Consider the following 17,315-nt stretch of genomic DNA (forward strand, 5'->3'; position numbering starts at 1 on the left):
ATAAGAAATTTTGTGTGCAGGGATGGAAGCATGAAAAAAATTATAAGCTGGATTTTAGTATGCGCAGTGATAACAGGATGCTTCGTGGGACATAGAGATATCGTCTGGGCAGGGGAAAATGGACAGGATGTTGGAAGTCTGTATGCCACCTCAGCGGTACTTATGGATGCGGATTCAGGCAGGATACTGTATGAAAAAAACGGGTTTGAGAAAAGGCCCATGGCCAGTACAACCAAGATCATGACCTGTATTCTGGCTCTGGAGAAGGGGAATGCGGAGGATATTGTGACGGCATCCGCCTATGCGGCATCCAGGCCCAAAGTGCATCTGGGGGTGGCGGAAGGGGAGACCTTCCGTTTTGGGGACCTTCTCTATTCCCTGATGCTGGAGAGCCACAACGATGCGGCCGTGATGATCGCGGAGCATTTGGGAGGAAGTGTGGAGGGATTCGCAGACATGATGAACGCGAAAGCCGGGGAGCTTGGATGTGAGGACACGTATTTCATTACGCCCAACGGGCTGGACGCGTCCGTGACTGTGGGGGAGGAGCAGAAAGTACACTCTACCACAGCGGCAGACCTGGCACGTATTATGCGGTATTGTATTAAGGAATCGCCCTGCCGGGAAGAGTTTCTCAATGTGACCAGAACTGCCTCCTACAGCTTTTCAGATGTTGACGGAAAACGAAGTTTTTCCTGTAATAACCACAACGCCTTTCTGAATATGATGGAGGGTGCGCTCACCGGAAAGACCGGGTTTACGGCAAATGCAGGATACTGCTATGTGGGAGCCCTTACCAGGGATGGCAAGACCTTTATTGTGGCCCTTCTTGCATGTGGGTGGCCCAATAACAAGACTTATAAGTGGAAGGATACTATGAAACTTATGAATTACGGTCTGGAGAATTACAGCTACCGCTCTTTTTCCGATGCAGAGCTTCCCCATATACCGGCTGCCATACCGGTTAAAAACGGGCAGAGCGCTTCGCTGGGAAATACGGCATTTACCAACCTGGAGGTGGAGAAGGCAAAGGATTTCGGAATGCTGATGCGCCAGGATGAGGAAATAGAAGTGGGATATGAGGGAAAAGAATCTCTGAAAGCGCCCGTAAGAGCGGGAACCCAGGTGGGAACCATCACTTACCGGGTAGGAGGGCAGACATTTCTCACCTGCCCTGTGAAGGTGAAGCAGTCCGTGAAAAAGATTGATTTTCCATGGTGTCTGGAGAAGACCATGGACAAATGGGCTTTCGGCGCGGCGGGCTGAGAGGCGGACACTTTACAATCTTTGATATTGTGATAAAATAAAGAAAAACACAAGGAGGAATCAGGATGAATGCAGTAATGGAAAATATTTTGACGAGAAGAAGTATCCGGGCATTTCAGAATAAGGAAATCCTTAAGAATGAGCTGGAACAGATTGTGCAGGCAGGTCTTTATGCACCCAGCGGCCAGAACCGTCAGACATGGAAATTTACAGTGGTGACGGACAGAGATAAGATCCGGAAGCTGGCAGAGGTGATCGGAAGGAAACTTGGCAGAGACGGCTATGACATGTACAGCCCCCAGGTTCTGGTGATTCCGTCCAATGAAAAGGAGAACCGGCATTCCATGGAGGATAATGCCTGTGCTCTGGAAAATATATTTCTGGCAGCCCATTCCTTTGGTATCGGTTCTGTGTGGATCAACCAGATGCGCGATCTCTGCCAGGAGTCTGAAGTGCGGGAGATATTAAACAGCTGGGATATTCCAAGATCACATAAGGTATTCGGCATGGCTGCTCTTGGATATGCTGCGGCATCTGAGAACAAGGAAGTGAAAAAAACAGGAGAGGTACATTTTGTAGAATAGGACGTTTAGAATGGGACATATCACATCAAAAGACGCATATAAAAATCTGGAAGACAGAATCAACTGGTTTACCCAGGGAGCGCCGCCGTCGGATACTTTTTATAAGATCCTGCAGGTACTCTATACAGAGAAAGAGGCAAAGTGGGTGGCGCTTCTGCCAGTACGTCCCTTTACGCTGAAAAAAGCGGCACGTATCTGGGGGACCACGGAGGCAAAGGCGGAAAAAGTGCTGGACCATCTGTGTGAGAAGGCTCTGCTGGTGGACTCCACATACAGGGGCGTACGCCGTTTTGTCATGCCGCCGCCCATGGCCGGATTCATTGAATTTGCGCTCATGCGGACCAGGGGGGACATTGACCAGAAATATTTAAGTGAACTGTATTATCAGTATATGAATGTGGAGGAGGATTTTGTCAAAGATCTTTTCTATGCCACAGAGACGAAGCTTGGGCGTGTCTACGTTCAGGAACCGGTGCTTACCACGGAGAATACGCTGCATATCCTGGACCATGAGCGGGCCAGCCACATAGTGGAGGAGGCGGCGTATATCGGCCTTGGCACCTGCTACTGCAGGCATAAGGCATTCCACGCGGGACATCCCTGTGCGATTGACGCTCCCTGGGATGTATGCCTGACTTTCGGTAATGTAGCCCGCTCTCTGGCAGAGCACGGCGGACATGCCAGGCTCATCTCCAAGGAGGAAGCCATGGATGCCCTGGAGCGTTCTTATGACGCGGGACTTGTGCAGATTGGGGAGAATGTCAGGGAGGACCCGGCATTTATCTGCAACTGCTGCGGATGCTGTTGCGAGGCCCTCCAGGCTGCCAGAAAGTTTTCCCCCATGCAGCCTGTTGCAACTACCAATTATATCCCGTCGGTGGAAGACACGACCTGTATGGGATGCGGAAAATGCGAAAAAGCATGTCCCATTTTTGCCATTTCCATGGAGGAAGTCCAGGAGGGCGGGAAAAAGAAAAAACGCCCTGTGGTGGATACGGATATCTGCCTTGGCTGCGGTGTGTGCGCGTCCAGATGCCCCAATGGTTCCCTGAAACTTCAGCGGCGCCCGGTACAGGTCATAACACCGGTGAACAGCACGCACAGGTTTGTGCTGCAGGCCATTGAAAAAGGGACCCTGCAGAACCTTATTTTTGACAATCAGGCATTTGCCAATCACAGAGCCATGGCTGCCGTGTTTGGTGTCATTTTGAATCTTCCTCCGCTGAAACAGGCCTTGGCCAGCAAGCAGTTCAAATCCGTTTATCTGGATAAACTGCTGTCCAGCGCTGTGAATAAGAACAGGAAGAAAAAATAAAAGGCTGGTTTCAGTAATTAAAAAGGAACTTTTCGTTTCCATGATTTGCATAAGGTGCAGAAAATGGAAACGGAGGGTTCTTTTTTAATGAGTCGCACAACAAAAGAAAAATGTGAAAAAAGTGTGAAATTAGCACTCTACTCTTGACACTGCTAATAATGCGTGCTATATTACAATTAGAACAAGGGAAAAGAAAGAATCCCCTGTTATATGTAACAATTCGTTGATTGATATACATGGAAAGGAGAATGACTTATGAGAATGATACCCAGTATTTTTGGAGAAGATTTATTTGACGAATGGATGGACTTTCCTTTTGAGAGAGAGTTTTTCGGAAGAAAAAATCCTCTGTACGGAAAGAACGAGAAGAATCTTATGAAGACCGATGTAAAAGAGAGGGAAGATTCCTACGAAGTTGATATCGACCTGCCGGGCTTCAAGAAAGAGAACGTATCTGCCAGACTGGAGAACGGATATCTTATCATACAGGCAGCAAAATCTCTTGACAAAGACAAAGAGGACAAGGAAGGAAAATATATCCGCAGAGAGCGTTATGCGGGAAGCTGTTCCAGGAGCTTCTATGTGGGAGAGGGTATCACCCAGAATGAGATCAACGCCAAATTTGAAGATGGGATCCTTCGCCTGACCGTACCAAAGAAGGACAGAAAGCAGGTTGAAGAGAACAAGTATATCTCCATCGAAGGATAAGCTTTTTGTTACTCCTCCTTTAAGGGCCGCCGCTTCATTTGGAAGCGGCGGTCCTTTTGGGTGTACGGTTGGTTACTGTTCACTCCGTGCCCAGCAACACGCTTCGCGATGTACAGATATGGAGCATTCTGCTCCATATCGCGCTGGCTGCCTTGGGATTATCATGCCTTCGGCCTGAAAACACCTGGCGGGACAGTGGCGCGTGAACAGTAACTACGGTTGTAACAGCCGGTGGCCTTCACAGTCATGTACGGTTTACAAATTCTGCCCGTCTGTGCTATGGTAAAAGAAAAAACAGGAGATGTCCAGATATGAAAACAGTTATCATGAATTTTTCCGGTGTGTATCCGGAGGAGGATTTTTATAAACAGGAATCATATGAGATGATGGATCTTACCCGGGCGGAAGGTGTGAACTGCTACTGTACCGGTGAGGCAGAGCAGGAGATCAAGGGGAAAATGGAAACGTACGGCCCTTATGGTATCCATTTTCTGGATTCCGGCAATTATCACTATGTGAGCAAACTCTGGATGGAGATGATAGACACACCGTTTTCCCTTCTTCTCTTTGACAACCATACAGATATGCAGGAGTCCGCGTTTTTCGGGCTTTTGTCCTGCGGTAGCTGGGTGAGGGAGGCCCTGTTGTCCAATCCTATGCTGAAAAGTGTGTGTATTGCAGGTCCGAAAGAGGCGGACCTTAAAAGGGATATCCCTGCAGACCGGGTGACATGGATATCAGGGGAGGAACTGGGGGAAGGAAGCATGGAAAAATTTTATGAGTTTTTAGAGAAGGATCCCTGGCCTTTATACATTTCTGTGGACAAGGACATTCTCTGCCGTGAGGATGCAGCCACGAACTGGGACCAGGGGGAAGTGAAACTGGACTGTCTCACAGGCTGGATCGAGGAGGCCGCGGCCGCAAGGAAATGTATTGGAGCAGACATCTGCGGTGAAAATCCACCGGAAGGCGGTTTCTGTGAAAATAGGGAATTACACATAAACAGTCAGACAAATAAAAGATTACAACAGGTAATGGCTAAAGTGTTGGTAAAATTTCTTAATAATAGTAATTCTTATCAGAATGATTGACAGGGGGAATTGGATGACTGTATAATAAAAACCCAAATTGCAAATGTCGGAAATTGTAATAATAAGAAGGGAAATAGCAAGGGTATCCAAGGGGAGAAGGATCCCGGCTGTCCGGATTCAGGAGGAGATTTATGAGCTGAATAAAAAGCTGCCGTTCCATCAAAGGATCCAGCTTATCCGCATGACGGAAGCGGAATTTAAAAAGACATCTATCCAAAAAATAAGAAGGGGGCGTTTTTAATGCGCGGGGAAGATTTCCTGTCTGTGATTGAAGAACTGGTTTATCAGGTGACCGGAATCAGCGAACTGACCCCCGATACGGATTTTATCAGGGATCTGGCGCTGAATTCTTTGGATGTGGCAAATCTTGTATGTGCCTTTGAGGACAGGTTTCAGGTGGAAATTCCTGTGCGGGATGTGTGGAAACTGTCCCAGGTGCGGGATGTGATAGAATACATGCAGAAAAAGGCGCTGCCGTACAGTCTGTAAAAAACAGGTGTAAAATCTTCTGAATTATGGTAAACTGTTAAAAGTGAAAACCGAGAAGAGGTGTAAGAAATGAAAAAAATAGGTTTTATCGGTGTGGGAGTCATGGGGAAATCCATGGTACGCAATCTGATGAAAGCAGGGTATGAACTGTCTGTCTATACCAGAACAAAAGAGAAGGTGGCGGATATTATTGAGGAGGGTGCTTTATGGTGTGACACCATTGCAGACTGTGTCAAAGACAGGGAAGCTGTCATCACCATGGTGGGTTATCCTGAAGATGTATGGGAGGTCTATTTTGGCGGGGCCGGAATCATAGCAAATGCCAGGCCAGGAACCTATGTCATTGACATGACCACCACCAGTCCAAAGCTTTCTGTGGAGATTTACGAGAGAGCCAGGGAAGCCGGAATATACGCAGTGGATGCCCCGGTATCCGGCGGAGATGTGGGCGCAAGACACGGTACATTGTCCATTATGGCCGGCGGTGATGAGGAGGCTTTTGAAGCCTGCCTGGAGCTGTTTAAATCCATGGGCAAGACTATCATCTACGAGGGAAAAGCCGGCAACGGACAGCATACAAAGGCAGCCAACCAGATCGCGCTGGGCGGAGTGATCGCCGGCGTGTGTGAGGCCATCACCTATGCCCGCGCAGCAGGTCTTGATGTGCAGACTATGCTGGACAGTATCAGCCAGGGCGCAGCGGGAAGCTGGCAGATGGATAACATGGCACCCCGCTTGTTAAAAGGGGATTACGACCCCGGATTTTTCATTAAACACTATATCAAGGATATGAAAATTGCGCTGGAGGAATCAGATGCCAGAAAGCTGACACTCCCCATCCTTATGGAAGTGCTTGATATGTATAAGAAGCTGGATGAAGAGGGAATGGGAGATATGGGTACTCAGGCCCTGATAAAATATTATGAAGAACAGTAGCAGGGAGCTGGATGATAAATTTCTGTCAAGCGGACAGGAAAGCATCCGCCTTGCGATTGCGCTGGAGCGTTTTTTTGAACTGTGCCCACAGGACACTGTTTTATATGCCCGGTACAGGGAATATCTGAAAAAACGCTTTCGTCCTGCTATGGAAAAGCTGATCTTGACCAGGGAAACAGAGAAAGTAAAGGCTCTGTTTGGCCTGTCAGAGGTGACGCTTGTGCAGATGAACGAGCTTTTGGCATTGGCTCAGAAGTATGGAAATACGGAATGTGTTTTGTGGCTTCTGTCAAAGAAAGAGGAGCAGTTCGGATTTGGCGGAAAGGATATGGAATTATGAGACAGGCAGAGGAAATTGCGCAGGAAATCTGGGCACTGGCCATTCAGGAAATTTCCTGCGCCTGTCCTTTTTTTGCGCTGGCATGCAGCTATTTGAAAACCGGTGCGGATGAGAAATGCATCTGTCCCTGTACAGACGGCAGGGTGATTCATTATTCCCCGGCGGCTGTTCTGTCTGATTTTCAGGAAAAGGGCAGGAAATACATAAACAGAATGTATCTGCACAGCCTGTTCCACTGTCTCTATCTGCACCCAGCTGACCGGGAAAAGAGAGAGGAAACATTGTGGGATCTGGCCTGTGACATGGTGGCAGAGTATACGGTGGACTGCCTTGGCTTTCCGTTTCTTATCGGGGAGCCAGGGAGGGAAAAAGAAGAGGTTTACCGTCTGTTCTGGAATGAAAAAGAATCCAGGACTGCAGCAGAGATTTACGGACTGCTGCTGGAGGGGAAATTTGAAAAAGGCTGTACCGATGCCTGGAGCCGCCTGTTTTTTATGGATGGCCACAGCCTCTGGAGAGACATTTCCGAAGGGGAACTTGCAGGCATCCGGGAAATATGGGAAAAGGCTGCAGCCTATACAAACCGGGATGCAGGCAGTGCCGGCAAAAGATCGGGAACTGAAAAAGGGAATATGCAGGAATGGTATGAGCTGCAGCAAAAGAGAAGGTATGATTACCGGAAATTTATGCGGCGTTTTGCTGTGCAGAGAGAAGAGGTACAGCTCGATATGGAAAATTTTGATTATATTTCCTATTGCCTTGGACTGTCCATGTATGGTAACATGCCACTGGTGGAGCCTCTGGAGTATACAGAGGCGTTCAAACTGGAGGAGATTGTCATAGCCATTGATACCTCCAGCTCCTGTTCCCGCCAGACGGTGCAGCGTTTCTTGGAGGAAACGTACTCCATGTTAAGTGAGAGGGAGAATTTTTTGAAAAAGATGAATGTCCATATCATACAGTGTGACTGCTATATTCAGGAGGATGTAACCCTCAGCTGTGAGGAAGACTGGCGGGCATACATGAAACATATCCGTATCCAGGGAAGGGGCGGCACGGACTTCCGTCCTGTATTTACTTATGTGGACAGGCTGATCGAGAAGAAAAAAATCAGGAATTTAAAAGGGCTTCTGTATTTTACAGATGGGGACGGCATCTATCCCGCAAAGAAGCCGGACTATGAGACAGCATTTATCCTTATAAAGGAGCCTCCCCAAAACGTGAAAATTCCTTCGTGGGCCATCCGGCTGTATCTGGATGAGAGAAAGGCAGGGTCATAAGTATGAATATTGGTCAGGCAAAACAGGAAATTGAAAATACAGTGCGGGCATACACAAAAAAGAAGGCTGACGGAAGTTATGCCATACCGGCGGTTCACCAAAGACCAGTGCTTCTGATCGGTCCGCCGGGAATCGGTAAGACGGCTATCATGGAACAGATTGCAGGAAGTCTGCAGATTGGTCTTGTGGCCTATACCATTACCCACCATACAAGGCAGAGTGCCATCGGACTGCCGGTAATTGAAAAGCGGCTGTTTGACGGAAAAGAATATACCGTGACAGAATATACCATGAGTGAGATCGTGGCATCGGTTTACCAGTGCATGGAACGTACCGGGTGCAGGGAGGGGATCCTTTTTATTGATGAGATCAACTGTGTCTCAGAGACGCTTGCGCCCACCATGCTGCAGTTTCTTCAGTGTAAAACATTCGGAAGCCATAAGATACCGGAAGGCTGGGTGATCGTGGCCGCCGGAAATCCGCCGGAGTATAACAAATCCGTGAGGGAATTTGACATGGTCACTCTGGACAGGATCAAGCGGATTGATGTGAAAGAGGATTACGCTGTGTGGAAATCCTATGCCAGGGAACACGAGGTGCATCCCTCCATTCCTGCATATCTGGATGTGCGGAGGGAGAATTTCTATCGTACGGAGGCCAATGCGGAGGGGCATTATTTTGTTACAGCCAGAGGCTGGGAGGATCTATCGCGGATGATGTATGTATATGAGGAGCTTGGGCTTCCTGTTACAGACGAATTTGTATTCCAGTATATCCAGCAGCCGGAGGTGGCAAAAGATTTTGCCGGATTCTACAGTCTCTGCAGAAAGTATCAGGAAGATTACGCGTTTCTTGAGCTTCTGGACGGAACCATGGAGAAGGCGGCAGTAAAAGCAAAAGAGGAACGGCTGAAAAGAGCAGGTTATGATGAGCGCTTTGCAGTGGTCAGTCTTCTGTTGGGAGCTGTACATGCGGCGCTGGCACAGTATTCCGCCAAAGAAAGAGAGTTAAGGAGTCTTTTTGAGGAAGTACGCAGGCTGAAAAACAGCCTGGATATTTTGAGGCCGGAGGAAGCGGATGAAATGCTGTGCCGTGAGATTGAAAAACGCCAACATGCTTTGGAAGTGAAAAAGGAAGCCGGACTGTATCGGGAGGATGAAGCTTTTCTTGCCGGGTATGTGACAGATTGGGTGAGAAGATTCCTTTATGAGTGGAAAAAAGTGAAAAACCGGGAGGAATGTACGGCATCCTCGTTCCTGAAAGAAATGTTTGGAAGGGAAAAAGAAAAACTGGATGAGTCCAGAGAGGATATGTGCCGCCTTTTGGAACGGGCGTTCGCATTTGCCGGGGAGGCGTTTGCGGGCGGACAGGAGATGGCTGTATTTACAGAAGAGATTTCCGGGGATGATACCGTGATGAAATTCATCATGGATAACGGCTGCAGGGCATATCAAAAGGCAGGAGAAATCCTGCAGACAGAGAAAAGGGAGCGTGAGCTTAGGGAGGAGATCCGGCAGTTGGCGGAATGCCTTCAGACAGGAGAAAAATTTTCATAAATAACCAAAAAAAGAAGATACTAAGTAACAATTCAGACAGGTCTGCGCAGTCACTGCACTGGCTGTATGAATGTATGGCAGCAGCAGGCATCCGGCCAATCTTAATGAAATTTTTAATGACCGGATACTTGTGACAGTTCAGGGTTCTGAAAGGTTACGATAGGAAACCGTAAAGACGGACCGGCAAAGAACTGGAAAGGACGAAACAATATGTTTAATAATATTTTGACTCGTGTGAATGATTTTATGTACACCTACCCGTTATTGATACTGCTTGTGGGGGCTGGCGTATATTTTACCGTTAGAACCCGCTTTGTACAGGGGCGTCTGCTTGGGGAGGCTTTTCGCGTGCTGCTTGAGAAGGCGGAGGTGAAGGACGGTAAAAAGCAGGTGTCCTCTTTTCAGGCATTGATGATATCAACAGCATCCAGGGTGGGGACCGGTAATATTGCCGGAATTGCCACCGCCATTGCTTCCGGTGGTCCCGGAGCTGTGTTCTGGATGTGGGTCATGGCCGTGATTGGCAGTGCATCCGCCTTTATTGAGAGTACCCTTGCACAGGTATATAAGGTGAAAGACGGGAAGGATTTCAGAGGCGGGCCTTCTTATTATATGGAGAAAGCCCTTGGAAAGAGATATCTCGGGATTATTTTTTCGGTACTGCTGATTGTCTGTTTTGCCTATGGGTTTAACGGACTGCAGTCATTTAATATGTCATCCTCTCTGGAGTATTATATTCCAGGGTATGCGGACAGTATTTATCCTGCTGTCATAGGTGCTGTGCTTGCAATAGCCACAGCTTTCGTTATTTTCGGCGGGGTACACAGGATTGGGTTTATCACCTCCGTGATCGTACCGGTGATGGCAGGGGGATACCTGCTTATGGGGCTTGCCACTATGGTGATGAATACAAACAGGATCCCAGAGGTGTTCGCCCTGATCTTTAGGGAGGCGTTTGACGGACAGGCTATTTTCGGAGGATTTGCGGGGAGCGCTGTGGTGATTGGGATAAAGAGAGGGCTTTTTTCCAATGAGGCAGGTATGGGAAGCGCGCCCAATGCTTCTGCCAGTGCGGCGGTAAGCCACCCTGCAAAGCAGGGGCTGGTGCAGGTGCTCTCGGTATTTATTGATACTCTGCTGATCTGTTCAGCGACCGCCATGATGCTGCTGCTTTCCGGTGTGGAAGGAAAGTCCGGGGTTCTGGATGGGATTCCGTATGTGCAGCAGGCGATTTCTGCGAATGTGGGTACATGGGGAATCCATTTTATCACGTTTTCTATTTTTACCTTTGCGTTTTCCAGTCTGGTGGGGAATTATTATTATGCGGAATCTAATATTAAGTTTATTAAAGATGATAAGAGGCTTTTGTTTGTGTTCCGGGTGAGCTGTCTCTTGGCAGTGTTCTTGGGGGCGCAGGCAGATTTCTCTGTGATCTGGAATGTGGCGGATATCACTATGGGGGGAATGGCTGTGCTTAATATTGTTGTGATCCTGGTGCTTGGAGGGACGGCGGTTAAGGTGCTTAGGGATTATGAGGAGCAGAAGAAGAAAGGGGTGGAGCCGGTGTTTCGGGCTGAGGAATTGGGGATTGAGGATACGGAGTGTTGGTGAGGAGGGAGGATCACGGACGTTAAAACAGAACGGCGCCGGGCAGGGGCATCCCTCTGTAAATATACCTTCGTCGGCAAGTCTTACTAAGTAAAAAACAGCGCCCCGGACAAGGCACCGGGCAGAACCGCTGTCCAGCCTTTATGGCTGAACAGCTCAACTGCCCTGAAATTTCGGATTGTAACCGAAATTTCTCCTTGCCCGGGGCGCTGTTTTTTACTAAGTAAGACTAGGCCTCCTGCGGAATATATTTACAGAGGGATGCCCCTGCCCGGCGCCGTTCTGTTTTAACTGGCAGTGGATGCGGAAGGGTGAGTGGATGCGGAAGGGTGAGCGGATGCGGAAGGGTGAGCGGAGGCGGAAGGATAAAAGGAGGCGTATGGATAAGCGAAGGCAGAAGGATAAGTGGAGGGAGGAATTGGGGAAGGGTTATGGTGATGATGTGGGATTGTGGGAGTGATATTGGGGTGAAAAAAATGGAAAATTTTTTAAATGTTATACTTGACTAATTTAATCCAGATTGTTATAATATTAACAGTTAATAAAATAATTTGGTAAATGATTAGGAAATTAATTTATTTTAGGAGGATGTTTGAGATGAATCAGTGTTTTGGTTGTAACACATGTGCGAGTGCGGATAAGAAGCTGGAGGGGTATATTCGGGAATTGCCGATGGAGACTTCACATCATAGAGTGGAAGGGCAGAGTACAAAGTGTGGTTTTGGACTGCAGGGAGTCTGTTGCAGGCTTTGCGCCAATGGGCCGTGTAGGATCACACCTAAGGCACCCAGAGGGATTTGCGGGGCTACGGCGGATGTGATCGTGGCTCGTAACTTTTTGAGGGCTGTGGCCAGCGGTTCCGGATGTTATATTCATATTGTGGAGAATACGGCGCTGAATGTGAAGAAGACAGCTATGGCAAAAGGTGAGATTAAAGGGGAGAAATCCCTGAAGAGACTGGCTGAGATTTTCGGCGTGGAAGGGAAGGATAAATGGGAGACTGCGCAGATGGTTGCCCAGAAAGTGCTGGATGATCTGTATAAACCGGAATATGAGAAGATGGAGCTGGTTGAGAAGATGGCTTATGCACCCAGGTTTAAAAAGTGGCAGGAGCTGAATATTTTACCGGGCGGCGCTAAGGGTGAAGTTTTCCATGGTGTTGTGAAATGTTCTACAAACTTGAATTCTGATCCGGTGGATATGCTGACAGACTGTTTGAAGCTGGGAATTTCCACAGGTATTTACGGACTGACACTGACTAACCTTCTGAATGATGTGCTGTTGGGTGAGCCTGAGCTTCGTCTGGCGCCTGTGGGACTTAGGGTGATTGATCCCGATTACATAAATATCATGATCACAGGACATCAGCATACCATTTTTGTGGATCTGCAGGAAAGACTCACGTCCAAGGAGGCTGTGGAGAAAGCAAAAGCAGCAGGGGCAAAAGGATTTAAATTGGTTGGATGTACCTGTGTGGGACAGGATCTGCAGCTTCGCGGGGCACATTATACAGAAGTGTTTGACGGTCATGCCGGAAACAACTACAGCAGTGAGGCGGTTCTGGCTACCGGTGGTATTGATGCAGTGCTTTCCGAGTTTAACTGTACGCTTCCCGGTATTGAGCCTATCTGTGAGGAACTGAAGATTAAACAGATTTGTCTGGATGATGTGGCAAAGAAGGCAAATGCAGAGCTGAAACCCTATGTATTTGAAGACAGAGAAAAACAGAGCGAAGAGATCATAGATGAAATTGTTGCGGCTTACAAGGAGAGAAGAGGAAATGTGCCCATGAACCTTCTGCCGGAACATGGTAATGATAATACACTTACCGGTGTAAGTGAAGGTTCTTTAAAAGAATTTCTGGGTGGTAACTGGCAGCCGCTTGTGGACCTGATCGTATCAGGGGATATCAAAGGTATTGCAGGTGTTGTGGGATGTTCTAACCTGACTGCAGGAGGACATGATGTGCTGACTGTAGAGATGACAAAAGAACTGATCGCCAAGGATATCCTGGTGCTGACTGCAGGATGTTCTTCAGGAGGGATTGAGAACTGCGGACTGATGACACCGGAGGCTGCTAAATATGCAGGACCCAAGCTGCGGGCAGTTTGTGAAAAACTGAATATCCCGCCAGTGCTGAATTTTGGTCCCTGTCTGGCGATCGGACGTCTGGAGATCGTTGCAACAGAGCTTGCGGAAACAATTGGTGTGGATATACCACAGCTGCCGCTGGTATTGTCTGCTGCACAATGGCTTGAAGAGCAGGCTTTAGCTGACGGGTGCTTCGGTCTGGCTCTGGGACTGCCGCTGCATCTGGGACTGCCGCCGTTTGTGACAGGAAGTAAGCAGGTGACAAAAGTGCTGACGGAGGATATGAAATCCCTCACCGGCGGACAGGTTATTATCAATGGTGATGCAAAAGAGAGCGCTGAAATTCTGGATAAGATTATCGAGGAAAAACGTGCAGGCTTAAATATCTGATACAGGGGGATGCGGTTATGAAGAGAATTATGGTGGATGCCAGCAAATGTGATGGCTGTAAAAGCTGCTCCCTGGCCTGTATGCAGGCGCACCGGGAAACACCGGGGACAATTTACGACCTGGACGTGACGGATATTTCCAACGAAACCAGAAACTATATCTATAAAAATCCGCAGGGCGGCTATACACCTGTTTTCTGCCGTCACTGCGACCAGCCTGAATGTGTGATGTCCTGCATGAGCGGGGCTCTCACAAAGGATGAGAAGACAGGCCATGTGCTGTACAATGAGGAAAAATGCGGTTCTTGTTTTATGTGTGTTATGAACTGTCCATACGGTGTCCTAAAGCCGGATGATAAGACTCGTTTGAAGGTTATTAAATGTGATTTCTGTATTGACAAAGGCGAGGAACCCAGTTGTGTAAAAGCCTGTCCAAAAGAGGCGATCTGGGTAGAGGAGGTGTAGCATGGGATATGTGATTTTAGGTGTGGGTGCTGCCGGCATCACTGCGGCCAAGACCATCCGGAAAGCTGATAAAGAGACGGAGATCACCATGATTTCCACAGATGAACAGGTACATTCCCGCTGTATGCTGCACAAGTATCTGAGCCACGAGCGGACGGCTGAAAAGCTTAGTTTTGTACCGGGAGAATTTTTTAAGGACAATCATATTGACTGGATAAAAGGAAAAACTGTGACAGGCCTTGATACTAAAGCTAAGAAGGTCAAGCTGAGAGACGGTACTGAAGTTCCCTATGAAAAGCTGCTGATCGCCACAGGGGCGGAAAGCTTTATTCCGCCTGTAGGCAATCTGCGGGAAGCGGACAATGTGTTCGGGCTGCGTCATCTGCGGGATGCAGTTGCCATTGATGAAATGGCGAAAAATGCAGAACAGATTGTTATCATCGGTTCCGGTCTAGTGGGGCTGGATGCGGCTTATGGCCTTATGGAGACTGGAAAGAAGGTTTCCATTGTGGAGATGGCAGAACAGATACTGCCCATCCAGCTGGATAAAAGGGGAGCCCTGGAATACCAGAAACGTTTTGAAGCGGCAGGAGCATCCTTTTATCTGGGAAGAAAGGCTGCGCAGACAAAAATGAATGATGCTGGCCGGATTACAGAGGTTATACTTGATAATGGAGAAGCTCTGCCTTGTCAGATGGTGATCGTAGCGGCAGGTGTGAGAAGTGCCACAGCGGGTCTGGAAGGTGAAGGTATTGTGGTTGACAGAGGAATGAAGGTCAATGATCACCTGCAGACAGGCGCGGCAGATGTGTATGCAGCCGGGGATGTGACAGGACTTTCCGGTATCTGGCCCAATGCCCAGAAGCAGGGGGAGACGGCTGCTCTCAATATGATGGGCGGAAAAGTGGAGTATACAGACCGATATGCAATGAAAAACACCATAAATTTCTTTGGACTGGTATCACTCTGCGTAGGTGTGATCGTGCCGGAGGAGACAGACGTGGTGATCGCCAGGGAGGATGCCGCCAATTATAAACGTGTGATCATCCGCGGCGGAAAAGTGGTGGGTGTGCTTCTTCAGGGGGACATTTCCCATGCAGGTATCTGGCAGTATCTCATAAAAAATGAAATTTCCATTTCGGGTATTGAAAAGGATATTTTTGACTTGAATTTCGGAGATTTTTACGGGATCAAGGAGAATGGAGAATATATCTGGCGTACTGCGGGCCAGGCTGGATGATTTATATAAAAAAGGACTTGACAAATAGAAGTTCTTATGGGTATACTTGGTGACATATACAGAAATGCTGTGATGGGAACAAGTAATCCCCGCGGGCTTCGACAGAAAGCTGCCGGTTGATGAGAGGCGCAGAAAGAAGCGGACGATGAATACCTCCCTGAGCTTCACACCAAACAGTGGATATGCGGCGGACAGCGGCATGAAGGCTAAGTAGGCTGTGACGGAGTGGCGCACGTTATCGTGCTGATGAGTATCGCCTTATAAAAGGCCGTACTTACTGAGGCAGACGGTGTGAATCGTCTGTGAATAAAGGTGGTAACACGGAAGCAGATACAGCTCCCGTCCTTTGCAAAGAGGGCGGGGGCTTTTTTGTACTGTACAAGCGTTAAGTAACCGCTGCCAGACCCGCTTCGGCGTGGGAAGTTTAGCTATCGCCCGGTTAAAATTTACAGATAAGTAAAGGAGAAAACAGGATGAAGATTTATGAAGAACTGACTGCCAGAGGCCTGATCGCGCAGGTGACGGACGAAGAAGAAATCCGTGAGCTGGTAAACAACGGAAAGGCAACTTTTTACATTGGTTTTGACCCAACAGCGGACAGTCTGCATGTGGGACATTTTATGGCCCTGTGTTTGATGAAACGTCTCCAGATGGCTGGCAATAAGCCCATCGCCTTACTGGGCGGCGGTACAGGCATGATCGGCGACCCTTCCGGGAGAAGTGATATGCGCCAGATGATGACAGTAGATACCATTCAGCATAACTGTGATTGTTTTAAAAAGCAGATGAGCCGTTTTATTAATTTCTCAGAGGGAAAAGCCCTTATGGTAAATAATGCGGACTGGCTTTTAAATCTTAACTATGTGGAAATGTTAAGAGAGGTGGGAGCACATTTCTCTGTAAATAATATGCTGCGTGCCGAGTGCTACAAACAGCGTATGGAAAAGGGCCTGAGTTTCTTTGAATTCAACTACATGATCATGCAGAGCTATGACTTTTACATGCTGTACAAAAATTATGGCTGCAACATGCAGTTTGGTGGGGATGACCAGTGGAGCAACATGCTGGGCGGAACAGAGCTGATCCGCCGCAAGCTCGGAGAGGATGCCTATGCCATGACTATCACCCTGCTTTTGAACTCAGAAGGCAAGAAGATGGGCAAGACCCAGTCAGGTGCTGTCTGGCTGGATTCAAACAAGACATCCCCCTTTGATTTCTACCAGTATTGGAGAAATGTCAGCGATGCAGATGTGCTGAAATGTCTGCGTATGCTTACTTTCCTGCCTTTAGAGCAGATTGATGAAATGGACAAATGGGAAGGCAGCCAGCTCAACACAGCAAAAGAAATTTTAGCTTATGAATTGACCAGCCTGGTACATGGAGAGGAAGAGGCCAGGAAATCGCAGGAGGCAGCAAGGGCTTTATTTACCAGCGGAAATGCGGCAGATATGCCTTCAGCGGTCATCGAGCAGTCTGACCTGCAGGAGGGAAATATTGATCTGATCACCCTTCTGCATAAAAGCGGCTTGGCAGGAAGCCGTTCTGAGGGAAGAAGAGCCATCGAACAGGGCGGTGTTGCCATTGACGGTGAGAAGATCACGGATGTGAAATATCTGGTTCCGGGAGAGAAACTTGACGGTGAAGGGATCGTCCTGAAACGCGGCAAGAAAAATTTCCGGAAAGTGACAATAAAACAATAAAAATTCATCTTTCAGGAGGCCGGGAAACTCTGTCAGGAGTCCCGGCATCCGTTACGTTTTGTGCAAAATCATCAAAATTATTTTTCTCTGTTAATGCCATTGCATTTTGCCATGGGATGTGTTAATCTGAGTTTACTAAAAGGTCAGCGCTGTACAATCGAAAACGCGCAGAAAACAATTCTAAAATAAGACTGAATGAAACATTTCCAAATTCTATGGAACTCCCATATTTTTTCCATTTACAATGAATTAGATTC

At 48.0% G+C, this 17,315-nt stretch carries 16 protein-coding genes; all 16 read left to right on the forward strand.

Going from position 1 to position 17,315, the window contains the following annotated elements; all coding sequences use genetic code 11:
• The first annotated feature begins 30 nt into the window (after window positions 1–30).
• Window positions 31–1,266 carry a D-alanyl-D-alanine carboxypeptidase family protein gene (locus tag A4V09_RS05840; protein WP_065541517.1) on the forward strand — a complete coding sequence of 412 codons (1,236 nt, stop codon included), beginning with the start codon at window positions 31–33 and terminating at the stop codon, window positions 1,264–1,266.
• Between the two features lie 65 nt (window positions 1,267–1,331).
• A complete protein-coding gene (locus A4V09_RS05845; protein WP_065541518.1) occupies window positions 1,332–1,850 on the forward strand; it encodes a nitroreductase family protein in 519 nt (172 codons plus the stop codon).
• Between the two features lie 10 nt (window positions 1,851–1,860).
• On the forward strand, window positions 1,861–3,165 hold the full coding sequence (locus A4V09_RS05850) for a 4Fe-4S dicluster domain-containing protein (RefSeq protein ID WP_065541519.1): 1,305 nt from the start codon (window positions 1,861–1,863) through the stop codon (window positions 3,163–3,165).
• Window positions 3,166–3,420: 255 nt separating this feature from the next.
• Window positions 3,421–3,873, forward strand: a complete 453-nt coding sequence (locus A4V09_RS05855) for an Hsp20/alpha crystallin family protein (protein ID WP_084043446.1) — start codon at window positions 3,421–3,423, stop codon at window positions 3,871–3,873.
• 311 nt (window positions 3,874–4,184) lie between these two features.
• Complete coding sequence (locus tag A4V09_RS05860) at window positions 4,185–4,964, forward strand: arginase family protein (RefSeq protein WP_065541520.1); 780 nt, start codon at window positions 4,185–4,187, stop codon at window positions 4,962–4,964.
• Window positions 4,965–5,204: 240 nt separating this feature from the next.
• A complete protein-coding gene (locus tag A4V09_RS05870; protein WP_065541522.1) occupies window positions 5,205–5,453 on the forward strand; it encodes an acyl carrier protein in 249 nt (82 codons plus the stop codon).
• Window positions 5,454–5,522: 69 nt separating this feature from the next.
• A complete protein-coding gene (locus tag A4V09_RS05875) occupies window positions 5,523–6,389 on the forward strand; it encodes an NAD(P)-dependent oxidoreductase (protein ID WP_065541523.1) in 867 nt (288 codons plus the stop codon).
• On the forward strand, window positions 6,376–6,729 hold the full coding sequence (locus A4V09_RS05880; RefSeq protein ID WP_065541524.1) for a hypothetical protein: 354 nt from the start codon (window positions 6,376–6,378) through the stop codon (window positions 6,727–6,729). The genes A4V09_RS05875 and A4V09_RS05880 overlap by 14 nt, the downstream gene beginning before the upstream one ends.
• The gene (locus tag A4V09_RS05885) at window positions 6,726–8,009 is read left to right on the forward strand and encodes a vWA domain-containing protein (protein ID WP_065541525.1); all 1,284 of its coding nucleotides are present in this window, start codon (window positions 6,726–6,728) and stop codon (window positions 8,007–8,009) included. The genes A4V09_RS05880 and A4V09_RS05885 overlap by 4 nt, the downstream gene beginning before the upstream one ends.
• 2 nt (window positions 8,010–8,011) lie before the next feature.
• Complete coding sequence (locus A4V09_RS05890; RefSeq protein ID WP_065541526.1) at window positions 8,012–9,565, forward strand: ATP-binding protein; 1,554 nt, start codon at window positions 8,012–8,014, stop codon at window positions 9,563–9,565.
• Between the two features lie 210 nt (window positions 9,566–9,775).
• Window positions 9,776–11,176 carry an alanine/glycine:cation symporter family protein gene (locus A4V09_RS05895; RefSeq protein ID WP_065541527.1) on the forward strand — a complete coding sequence of 467 codons (1,401 nt, stop codon included), beginning with the start codon at window positions 9,776–9,778 and terminating at the stop codon, window positions 11,174–11,176.
• Window positions 11,177–11,520: 344 nt separating this feature from the next.
• A complete protein-coding gene (locus A4V09_RS24225) occupies window positions 11,521–11,682 on the forward strand; it encodes a hypothetical protein (protein WP_157123458.1) in 162 nt (53 codons plus the stop codon).
• Between the two features lie 88 nt (window positions 11,683–11,770).
• Window positions 11,771–13,654 carry an anaerobic carbon-monoxide dehydrogenase catalytic subunit gene (gene cooS, locus A4V09_RS05900; RefSeq protein ID WP_065541528.1) on the forward strand — a complete coding sequence of 628 codons (1,884 nt, stop codon included), beginning with the start codon at window positions 11,771–11,773 and terminating at the stop codon, window positions 13,652–13,654.
• A gap of 17 nt (window positions 13,655–13,671) precedes the next feature.
• Window positions 13,672–14,118 carry a 4Fe-4S dicluster domain-containing protein gene (locus tag A4V09_RS05905; RefSeq protein WP_065541529.1) on the forward strand — a complete coding sequence of 149 codons (447 nt, stop codon included), beginning with the start codon at window positions 13,672–13,674 and terminating at the stop codon, window positions 14,116–14,118.
• A 1-nt stretch (window position 14,119) separates the two neighbouring features.
• Entirely contained in the window at window positions 14,120–15,358 is a 1,239-nt protein-coding gene (locus tag A4V09_RS05910) for an NAD(P)/FAD-dependent oxidoreductase (RefSeq protein WP_065541530.1), read from the forward strand.
• A gap of 473 nt (window positions 15,359–15,831) precedes the next feature.
• Window positions 15,832–17,058, forward strand: coding sequence for a tyrosine--tRNA ligase (tyrS, locus tag A4V09_RS05915; protein WP_065541531.1), 1,227 nt, complete (start codon window positions 15,832–15,834; stop codon window positions 17,056–17,058).
• Window positions 17,059–17,315: the final 257 nt, after the last annotated feature.

This window comes from Blautia pseudococcoides, from assembly GCF_001689125.2.
GTDB classification, from domain to species: Bacteria; Bacillota; Clostridia; order Lachnospirales; family Lachnospiraceae; genus Blautia; species Blautia pseudococcoides.